This window comes from Streptomyces sp. MBT53 (genome assembly GCF_016654115.1).
Classification (GTDB): domain Bacteria; phylum Actinomycetota; class Actinomycetes; order Streptomycetales; family Streptomycetaceae; genus Streptomyces.
In genome coordinates, this window is record NZ_JAEQAZ010000112.1 from 18,726 (window position 1) to 28,903 (window position 10,178).

Sequence of the window (10,178 nt, forward strand, 5' to 3'; positions counted from 1 at the left end):
GGTCAGATCGGGTGCGGATCGAGTTCGAGTCCCATACGGTCCCATTCGCGCAGCGCGACGGTGTACGGGTGATCTGCTCCCAGCCGCCTGGTCATGGCCCCCAGTGTCTCCTGCCGCTTGGCGTCGGCGATCGCTTCCTCGCCCAGTTCGTTCAACAGCACAGCGAGATTCGCGTTGCACACCAGGGTGGCCGGATGGTCGGGCTTGAGGCTCTCCCGCAGCCTGTCGTAGGCGTCCTCGTAGAGGGTGCGGGCCGCCCGCCTGCTGCCCAGTGTCGCCCGGGCGTTGGCGACGTTGACCCGGCACATGACACCGAAGGGGTGGTCTTCTCCGAAGATCCCTTCGAAGGCTGCTGCGGCTTGTTCCGCGTAGGTCTCCGCTTCCGCGGCCTCACCGGCGGCATACAGATAGACCGCGTAGTTCGTCATGCAGGCGACCGTGTGAGGGTGCTGCTCGCCGAAGCCGTCGGGACGCCTGCAGCCGTCGAGAACCTCACGCGCGAGGTCCCGGGCCTCCCGGGCTCGCCCCTGAGCGGCCAGGTCTCCGGCAAGGCTGAGTTCCAGAAGCAGTCTCTCCGGAGAGGCATGGCTCTCTTCTTCGCGCATGGCGCTGAGGACGTTCCTGGTGAGTTCTTCCGCTTCCGGTGCGAGGCCGGCACGACGGAGCGACACCGCCAGGGCTTTGGCCGCGTTGTGGGTGATCGGTGAGTCGGCACCGTACCCCGCATCGTCGAGGCAGCGCTGGTACGTGGCACGCAGTTGGCGCACCGCCTGCTCGTACTCCCCGCAGTCACACAGGTCACGGCCGTGGTTGATGGCCGACTCGATGGTGTTGGCATGGTTGGGACCGAAGATCGATTCCCTGGTCTCCAGTGTCTTCTGGTCCAGTTCAAGCGCCTCGTAGTACTGACCGGACAACCTGAGCGACACCGCGAGATTGCTGCTGGCGAGCAGACTGCGCTGGTGGTCGTCGCCGTACAGCTCGATGAACTTGCGGCGGGTCTCCCGGTCGTAGGTCAGGGCATCCGTGAACCGGCCGAGGCCTCGGAGATCGGCCGCATTGCTGCCCGCGGTCATGAGGATGTGCAGATCGTCGGTGTCCTTCAGCGCAGCCCGCTGCCGTCGCAGCACATCCTGATCGATCGCCAGGGACTCGGTGTACCTGCCCTGGGCGCGCAGGATGTTCGCGATCTGGAACTCCATGTGCAATGCCCAGCGGTCGTCGCGCCCGCCGTTCTCCGGTTTGGTCCATTCCGTCAGAACACGGCGGCTGAGATCCAGCGCCTGCCTGAACTCACCACGGCGCCGCAGTTGCCGGACACGGTCGACAATGAGCTTGCGAATACCGCTGTTGGGAGTCGACAGGGCCCACAGCGTCCCGAGGTGCGGCCAGATGATGCGGTAGCGCTCCCATGTGTTGTGATCCTCGGGGTCGTCCTTCTCCGGCCGCGCGGCGACCAGAGTGCGGTACACCGCTTCCGAGGTGACACTCTGTTCTTCCTCCGTCATCGAGGCACGCACCGACAGCTGGACGAGTCTGTGCACCAGGAGACTCTGCGAGCGCCGGTCCACCTTGGCCAGCGAGTACCGGTTCAACTCCTGGAAGGCCCTGGAGATCATCTGCGTGCTGTCCTGCACCGTCGATCCGCCGCGCAGGGAACGCGCGATCTCGGTGCTCTGCAGCAGGTCGAAGGAGATCGGTTCCGGACTGAACCACGAGGCGAGTCGCAGGAGTTGGACCGCCGGAGGATAGTTCTTGCTGAGCTGTGCGATGGCGACGCGCCACGCCTGTGACACGTCCAGCAACTGGTCGTCCGGGCTGGTGCCCTCGGTGTCCACGGGCAACTGGTTCTGCAGTTGCACCACGTACTCCCGAGTCCCGATGCCGGACTCCTTGAGCGCTGCGGCCGCCTGTTCCACAGCCAACGGCAGGTCACCGAGCGCTTCCGCCACCTCGTCGGCCTCCTTCAGAGTGCACTCGGGGAGTCTGCTGCGCAGGTGGGCGATGCTCTCCTCGCGGTCGAAGACGCCGACATCGACGATCTCCGCGTGCCGGTCCCATCTCTCGGAGCGCTGGCTGGTGACGATCACATGTCCGGATCCGCCACTGACGAGCAGATCGGTCAGGCTCTCGGGACTCTCCGCGTTGTCGAGGACCAGCAGCCAGCGGTGGTACGGAACTCCACGCCTGAGTGCGTCCCGCACAGCGGCCGCGGTGTCCGTGGGATTCTTCCGCTCCTGCACACCGATCTTCGGGGCCAACCACGCGTACTGCTCCACCGCCAGGTTTCGCTGATCGGCCTGGATGTACCAGACGACGTCGTATTCTCCCCGGAAGCGATGCGCGAACTCCTGTGCCAGCAACGTCTTGCCGGCTCCCCCCATGCCCCGAAGCAGAACCGTGCCGCTTCCCCTCCTGAGCCGCTCGCGCAGGTCCTCCAGCATTCCGCCGCGTCCGGTGAACGCCGTGGTACGGAGCGGTACCAGCCACACAGGGGGTTCTGCCCCCGGATAGCGGGGTCCGTCCCCGTCCACGGTCGCAGGGTGAACCCCGGACGGCGTCGCCGCGTCCAGAGCTCGCAGCAGCGCCTCTCTGGCCTGTGCCTCGTCGGCGCCGCAGGCGACCAGATCCGCGGCCTCCCGCTCCGAGTACGGAGCACTGACGCGTACCTCGTCGACCTTGACGGGGATGAGGCTGCGCCGGCTGCCCAACGAGTCGATCGACGCGATCTTCTCCCAGACCGCACGCGCCTGTTCGGAACGCAAGTAGGCGTTGGACAGTACGGCGACCGTCTGGACCGCGGAATCGACGCCCCGTTCCGTCTCGTCCTTGGCCATGCGTCCGGCGGCAGAACCGCTCGGCGCGAGATACACCCGGAACCCCGTGCTGTGCAGGACGTGGGCGATCCAGTCCGCCCATGTCCTGTCCTCCGGCACGAAACTGAGGTACACGTCCGAGTTGCCGAGCGGGCGCTGACGCTTGTAGCGCTCCAACTGGTGCTGCCGGACGCCCTCTTCGATGCGGGCCAGCGAGGTCACCTCACCCTCCGAGACGATCCCGGTCAGCCGCTCGCATGCGGCGAGCATCGAGGAGTGGCTGCCGGGAGCGTCACGGAACGGTGCGAGCATCTCTTCGTAGGCGTAGCTGGGCCGGTAGGGGATCTCGGCCTTGCCCCAATAGTCCAGGGGATCCCGGTCACCGTGGTGGCGGCGCAGGGTCTCGGCGAACCTGGACCGCACCTGCTGCCGAGTGGCCTCAAGCCGGTCGGCCTCGCCGTTGGCGTCCTCGACCCGCATCAGGACCGGAACGATACGGATGTTGCGGTAGCCGTAGATGCCGTCGATCTTGCTCGCCACGGCATGGGCACCGTCGATCCCCTGGCTGCTGGGGGCGAAGCAGACCACCAATACGTGCGGAAGCATCACGGTGCAGATGTCGGACACGTCGTTGAGCCCCGTGCGACTGTCGACGAGCACGTAGTCGTAGTGCTGGCAGAGTTCCTCACGCAACGACTGGAGGAAGTGCGGGCCGTGCCAACCCTCCCAGAACGGCATCCAGTTGAACTGGGAGAACGCCGCCAGATACTGGCTGTTCTGCGCCCCGGCGGAGATGAAGTCCAGCCGTCCCCGGCCCGGGAACTGCCATTCCACCGGGATGACACAGTGGTTGAAGCGCGCCTGGTCTGCGACCCAGGTTGCTTCCTCCTCGCTGGGCCGCCCCTCGTCCGGCGGGGTGCCCTGCTGCTTCTTCTGGTGGAGCCGTTCGGTCACCGCCTGACTGAAGCTGCTGAACAGGTTGATGACGCCGGCCTTCGTACGCAGTTGTTCCGGATCCAGGAACGGGTGCAGAAACCGGTCCAGGCCGGGCGCGTCGAGATCCCAGTCGACGACGAGTACCCGCTGGCCACCGGAGGCCAGGATCCAGGCGGTGTTCGCCAGGGCCATGGTGCGTCCGGTACCGCCCTTGTACGAATAGAACGTGACGATACGTCCGTTGCCCTCGCCGTTCATTCACCAGTCTCCGATTCGTCGTCGTCACGGTTCCGCCAGGAACGCTGCGACGGCGCGTGCTCCTGCATGCCACCCACATACCGCATATACGAACCCTGCGCCAACTCGGCGAAAATCAGACCGAATGCGTCCGCCGTCTCAATACCGCGGGCCGCTGCGCGCTGGGCGTTCCGGCCCGCTTCGAGATGCCTCGGGAGTGCGGACCTGAGCAGTGAGCGCAGCCGGCTCTCGTTCTCGCGCGTCTGCCCGTCGTCGACCGCGAGGACCGCGAGCACCGCGACCCAGGGCCGGCCTGCCGCGTCAATGGCCCTGACGCGCTCGGCGAGTTGCGGATCGCTCAGCATCCAGGGGTCGATCACCAACACCCACGGCGCGGGTGCCGGACTCGCGTTCAGGAACTCACCGTAGGCCTTCTCGAAGGGCACCGACTCGGGGATGAACCCCAAGTTCCTGGCGACTTCCGCCATTTGGACGGCCACGGGCGCCTCGACCCCCGACTTGTAGGGCTGCCAGTCGGTCGGAAGCGGTCCGTAGGCCACCGCATCGCGGCCCGGGGGGAGCCTGTTGTTCTGCGGGGCCAGCACGGTGACACGCAACACCGGCCGCGGCGGCGGGACCGCGAAGGCGTCGGCGGCCCTGACGACCTCGCTCACGCTCACGGGCGGTGCGGGAGAGGTACGGGCAGCCGCCGCGACCCGCCGTGCGAGCCGCCTGAGAATCCGCCGGTAGACCTGCCTGTCCTCGTCCAGGTCCATCAGCCGGTACAGCCCGCCCTCGTCGTACCGTTCCTCCTCGTCCACGGCGGTGGACTCCCCGCCCGGTTCGGGAGGGCCGAGATCCGTCGGTACGTCCAGGACCGCCAGCGGCAGGGTCACGGCAGCCCTGCGCGGGGTCCACAACACCGGAATCACCGATCCGGGGTAGGCCGCCCCCGCACGGTGCTCGAAGGCGGTCCACTGCCTTCCGCACACGGGATCGGTGAAGTACCTCGGTGAGTACATCGGCACGAACACCTGGCAGGTGGCCAGGGCTCTGTGCGACTCGGCGGGTGTGACGCGGGGCCGTTCCACATGTCCCGCATCCGCCTTGCGAACTCCCATGACCCGGGCCACCTCACGGGACAGGTCGCCGAAGAACTCGAAGACGGGACGGTCCGGATCGGACCCGAACGCGCGGCTGCCAGGCGTCCGGGCATGACTGAGGAAGAAGACTGGAACTGTCATTGATCCCCCTCGAACACGTTCCTCAGGTCGTCGAACAGGGCCACGTCGCACGGGTCCAGTCGCGCTGTCTCGGCGACGTCCACGATCGCCTGGGCAATACCCCAGACGGCCTGTCTGTAGCGCGTTCTGCGCCCCTCCGCCACAAGGCCGAACAAGCCCTTCTGCCGGTAGTCGACGCTCAGATCGATGTGCGTGTGCTGAAGGCGCCTGGCCACCGCGGGAACCCGGACTCGTTCCGGAGGCAGCCACCAGACGGGGACGATGGGTGTGACCGTATGCGGCCTCGATTCACGGTGGTGCCGCTGACGGCGTTCGAACGCGTCCCACTCCTTGCCGCACCACTCGCTGCCGAAGTAGCGCGGGGAGTAGACCGGAACGAACACCTGGCAGGTAGCCAGCGCATGCTTGAGGTGTTTCTCCCATTCCGCACCGAGCGGAATTCTGCGGTCCAGAAAAGCCGCGCTGTCCGCCGCGTCGATCGTGGTGAGTTGCATGATCAGGTCGAACAGGTGCCCGTGAAAATCCACCAACCGCTGGTCCAGCTCGTCCGGATGGCCCCGCGGGAGCGGCACATGCGCGTAGCTGAGAAAGAAGAAGGGGGCGTCAGGGGCTGAACGCGATTCGTACGGTCCGCTCAAGTCTGCCCCCTAGCAACGCCGATGCTCTCCGAACCATTGGAACGCGAAATCGACCGCGGGGACCATAGGGAGGAATCGGGCAGTTGCCGAACCGACTTGCCCATGGCGTACCAGAGGCCCGTATGCCCCTTCGACTTCGTCCAAGTCCGCGCCCAGCAAGGCGAAATCACCGTCGTGCAGAGGAATGTCCGTGAACGACCGCCACACCGTTCCGTCCGGAGTGGCGACCGCGCAGGCGTACTCCTGCCGGCGGGTGTCGGGCAGCCGGTACTCGGCCAGATGCAGCGCCGTGCACTTGTCGTAGCCCACGCCGAGGAGCAGGACGTAGGCCGATGCCCGGTACAGCCTGCCGAGCGGTGAACGCTCTCCGAGGTGGCAGTCGAGAACATGGCCGAGAGTGAGCCACTCGGCCATCGGGCCCAGTGCTGCGAACGAGGTCTGCGGGTGAGCGCTGCGTCGCGCCCCCGGCGTCAGTCTGAGCCGCTCGGCGAGCTGCCCCATACCGGTGCTCGGCGTCGTATCGGCGTCGAACCCCGGCATCGCCGCATGGTGGGCCGCCTTCTGCGCGGGAGTGAAACCGGCCACCCGTTCGCGGTACGCACGGGACGTGAGCGAGTTGTCGGTGGTGTGGGTCGGCACGACCACGGTTCCCGCTGGGGTCACGGCCTCGCGAAGCGCCCGCAGCAGACCGCCGGCGCCACCCTGTGTCGGGCCGACGGCACGGAGCGATGTGTGCGCCAGGACCGTGTGCCCGGGCGCAAGGCCCAGGGCGCGCAGGTCTTCGACCAGTCCCCGCACTCTGTGGCGGGGCCCGGTATCCGTCACCATCGTTCCAGGACGGGGGCACCGCCGGCGGGCGTCCTCATCCCGTCGGCGAAACGCAGTCCCAGCGCCGTGAGCCCGCCACCCGCGACGATGTCGTCCAGGGCGGCGACGGCGGCCGCCTGCCAGTAGCGGGCCTGCTCGGCCGCTTCCCCGCCGGTCCTGCGCCGCCAGACGTCCGCGACCGCGAGATGGGCGTACGCACCCTGGAGCGCGGACTCCACCGACCGGGGGCCGGGTCTCCAGGCGACCTGGTACAGCCGGTCGTGTGCCGGGTCGACGAGGTCGTACATGTCCAACAGGGCGCCGAGTTTGGCGTGCTGGAACTCGTGGACCAGCAACAGCGCAAGGTCTTCGGCCAATTCGGGAAGCGCTATGGCAACAGCCCCGAAGGCATGCCGTGAAGTGTCGCTCACACGCCTGCCTGGGACGGGGGTGAGCGGCGTGATGGAACGCAGTCCGACGGCGAGGTCCTGCGCGTACCGTCGATGGTCGCGGCGGAGGATGTCCCAGGCCTCGGCGAACAGCTCCTGCCAACGTCCCGCTTCATCCTCCGACAGGCGGTGCGCCGACGGCCAGGTATGACAGTCACGGTACGGATCGGTGTCCTCCAGACCGACGCTGATGCCGTCCGCCGTCACCTGACGCAGCGGTTCGAAGGTGATCGCCTCGGATCCGCGCATACGGCCGTCCTCAACGGTCAGGTGCAGTTCACCCGCCGCAAGAACTCCCGTGTCCGACACGGTCATTCGCCCCAGCCCCGGCAGTTGGACAGCGCCGGAACGCAGCGGAACGGTGAGGTCCAGCCGCCGCTTCGACCCGATTGCGGCGGCCAACGCCATCTCTGCCAGGCGCCCGGTGTCTGGGTGTTTTCTTCCGTCCGCGAGAGCCTCGCAGCATTGCACGGCCCATGCACGGATGTACGGCTGGGCGAGGACGGCGTCCACGACGGCCGCGTCCTCCTGGAGAAGCGAGTTCCATGCCTCGCCCGTGAGAGCCCCCGCCTTGTGGAGGTGCGCCAGCAGAGACCTCCGCAGACTGATCTGTGCGTCGGCGAGTCTGCCGACCACGTCCGCATCGCCGCCGCCGAATGCCAGGGTCTCGAAGTCCGCTTCCGCCAGGCGATGGTGACGGCGTGGGCCATCCGCCCTTCGCACATGTGTGATCAGCCGCAGCAGGTCGGCGCAGTAGACGGACGGATTGTCGAACCCGTTGGCCGTGCGATACCTGTGTCCGTAGAGGCCGCCTCCGCACACCGTCACCACATGGCAGCGACGGCACTGACCCGACATCGCGCCGACGCCGGGTGCACGTGCCAGGAACCCGGGATGGGCCGCGGCCACGTCGAAGCTGTCCGTCGCCACGTGGTACCCGGTCGCCGCGGCTCCCTGGCCGACCGTCTTCAGCCAGTCGGCCTGTTCGATGGCCCCGTTTGTCTCCACCACGACCAGGTCGGGGCTGCCTAGTCCCAGCACCTCTGTGGAGGCCGCCCGCCCGGCGGCCGACGCCCTGATGGAATCGAACATTCTGATGGGGACAGGGCGGTCTTCGGAGTTCCAGATGTCAAAGACCGTGATCAGCCAGTCCGCGTAGTCGGTCGGGCCGTGCGGCCGGTGCGGTGGGCGGTCCCAGGTCGCATGCGGCAGCAGGAAGTCGATACGTGGCGGGCGCAGTTGTACGAGCGCGCGGTACACCGCGGCCGGATCGTTCTCCACGTCCACGGTGCAGAGCAGGCCGGCGAAGGCCGAACGGTGTTCCGGCGCGCCGAGCAGTCGAACCGCGCGGACCACGTCGTCATAGCTTCCTGAACCATCGGTCCTGACCCGGTGCCGGTCGTTCGAGATCCGGTCACCGTCCAGCGAGATACCCGCGACGATGTGTTCTTCGACCAGCAGGGCACACCATGCCTCGTCGAGCCGCAGTCCGTTCGTCTGCATACGCAGGTCGAGTTCCGCCACCCCGCTCAGCGCCGATCTCAATTCACGGGCGACGAGACGCAGTCGATCGCGTCCCGCGAGCAACGGCTCCCCGCCGTGCAGGACGACACGCACCCGGTTCAGCCGATGCGCTTCGGCGTGCTCAGCGATACGCGAAGCCGTGGTGCGCACCGTCTGCGGTGTCATGGCACGCGGCTGGTGACGCCAACTCTGGTCCGCGTGGCGGTAGACATAGCAATGGTCGCAGGCCAGATCGCACCGACTGTGAACCTTGAGCACGAACTGTTGGAAGGGCCGGACCCCGGCAACCATCGGCACGCCGCCGGTCACAGGACGGAGCTGAATCCCCAGGAGTCAGGGTTGCCCGTCCGCGCGACACGGTGCACGGCCCACTCGTCCTCGGGGCTCGTCCGGTCGAGAGCCAGGCCCCGGCGGTCCAGAAGTGGGCTGACGAGACCGTCGCCGCCGGCGCCATCACTTGGATCCCCGGACACTCGCCCCATCGCGAGCCCGGCAGAGCGGTTCAGCTCGGCGCTGTCCATGACAGTTCCCCTCGGGTCTGCGCCACTGGAGTGCTGCGTCCGCGTCGCGTCGTACCACGCTCGGCGATCCGGCGGCGGCTCGGGCATCTCGATGTCTTCATGCTGTATTCCCGTTCACCAGCACGGCAAGACCGACACCGGCCAACCAAGTGACGTAACTCGCCGGGATCTCGTACGCCGCGTGGTGAAAGCGGTGGAGTCCTGCTTCCTGCTGTCGGTGGGGTGGCAGGGCATGTCACTGATGGGGGGTGTGCGAAGCACTCTCCCGGAGGCAGGGAGCCTCCGTGATACGAGAGCCATGGACCGCCCGCCGGTTCAGAGTTCGCCGGGTGAGCCCAAACCCGTCAGTGCGCCGACCGGGTCCAGGTCCGGGGTGCCTCTGGGCCACCAGTCGTCGTGGCCCGGTTCCGATTCGTAGGCGTACCACAAGCCGTCGCGGCCCAGGCGGAGTTGGACATGGCCGTGCGGGTGGGTGAGGTGGTTGTGCCAGGGGCGGAAGGCCGGGAGGTCGGCGGCGAGGAGTAGTGGGCGGGCCCGGTCGAAGCGGCCGGCGGGCGGGTCCCAGGGCTCTTCGAGCACCGCCAGGCCCTCGATGCCGCCCTGCCGCCAGGCGGCCACCGCGCGCGCCAACTCGCCCGGGGTGCGTCCGGTGGCCTTGGCGAGGGAGGCGTAGAGGGAGCGGGTGGTGGCGGTCAGCCCCGAACCCGGGCGGGCGGCGGCGAGCCGTACCGCGTCCTGCCACAGCGTCAGTTCACCGACCGGATCCCGGCCGGTGCTGAGCAGCGCGTGTGCGCGGGCCGCGGCGTCGGTCGCCAGCTGGTCTAGGGCGAACGGATCCGGGCCGCCGGGCGCCGCCGGGTACACGGGAGGCTGCTCGGGGTGCGGAGGTGTGGGCAACGGGGGTGGGAGCGGCGGGAGTCGGCGGTCCGTCGCGAGGGCTTCGGTGGCCCGCACTCCGGGGAGAGGGGCCGGTTCCTGGTCCTGGGCGGCGCGGGCGGCCCGGGTC

The 10,178-nt window shown here is 68.1% G+C and carries 6 protein-coding genes and 1 pseudogene; all 7 read right to left on the minus strand.

The window, feature by feature from the left end:
* Positions 1–2 precede the first annotated feature (2 nt).
* Complete coding sequence (fxsT, locus tag JHN45_RS32835; RefSeq protein WP_201052549.1) at positions 3–4,010, minus strand: FxSxx-COOH system tetratricopeptide repeat protein; 4,008 nt, start codon at positions 4,008–4,010, stop codon at positions 3–5.
* A complete protein-coding gene (gene fsxC / locus JHN45_RS32840) occupies positions 4,007–5,233 on the minus strand; it encodes an FxsC protein (RefSeq protein ID WP_200715400.1) in 1,227 nt (408 codons plus the stop codon). The genes fxsT and fsxC overlap by 4 nt, the downstream gene beginning before the upstream one ends.
* The gene (locus JHN45_RS32845) at positions 5,230–5,871 is read right to left on the minus strand and encodes a TIR-like protein FxsC (protein WP_200715399.1); all 642 of its coding nucleotides are present in this window, start codon (positions 5,869–5,871) and stop codon (positions 5,230–5,232) included. The genes fsxC and JHN45_RS32845 overlap by 4 nt, the downstream gene beginning before the upstream one ends.
* A gap of 9 nt (positions 5,872–5,880) precedes the next feature.
* Positions 5,881–6,699, minus strand: coding sequence for an aminoglycoside N(3)-acetyltransferase (locus JHN45_RS32850; protein ID WP_201052551.1), 819 nt, complete (start codon positions 6,697–6,699; stop codon positions 5,881–5,883).
* Positions 6,693–8,942: an FxsB family cyclophane-forming radical SAM/SPASM peptide maturase gene (locus JHN45_RS32855; RefSeq protein WP_201052566.1), complete on the minus strand. Its 2,250-nt coding sequence runs from the start codon at positions 8,940–8,942 to the stop codon at positions 6,693–6,695. Before JHN45_RS32855 ends, JHN45_RS32850 begins: the two co-directional genes overlap by 7 nt.
* A gap of 14 nt (positions 8,943–8,956) precedes the next feature.
* The gene (locus tag JHN45_RS32860; RefSeq protein WP_201052553.1) at positions 8,957–9,172 is read right to left on the minus strand and encodes a hypothetical protein; all 216 of its coding nucleotides are present in this window, start codon (positions 9,170–9,172) and stop codon (positions 8,957–8,959) included.
* 315 nt (positions 9,173–9,487) lie between these two features.
* Positions 9,488–10,178 (minus strand): annotated as a pseudogene (locus JHN45_RS32865) (hypothetical protein); the annotation flags it as partial.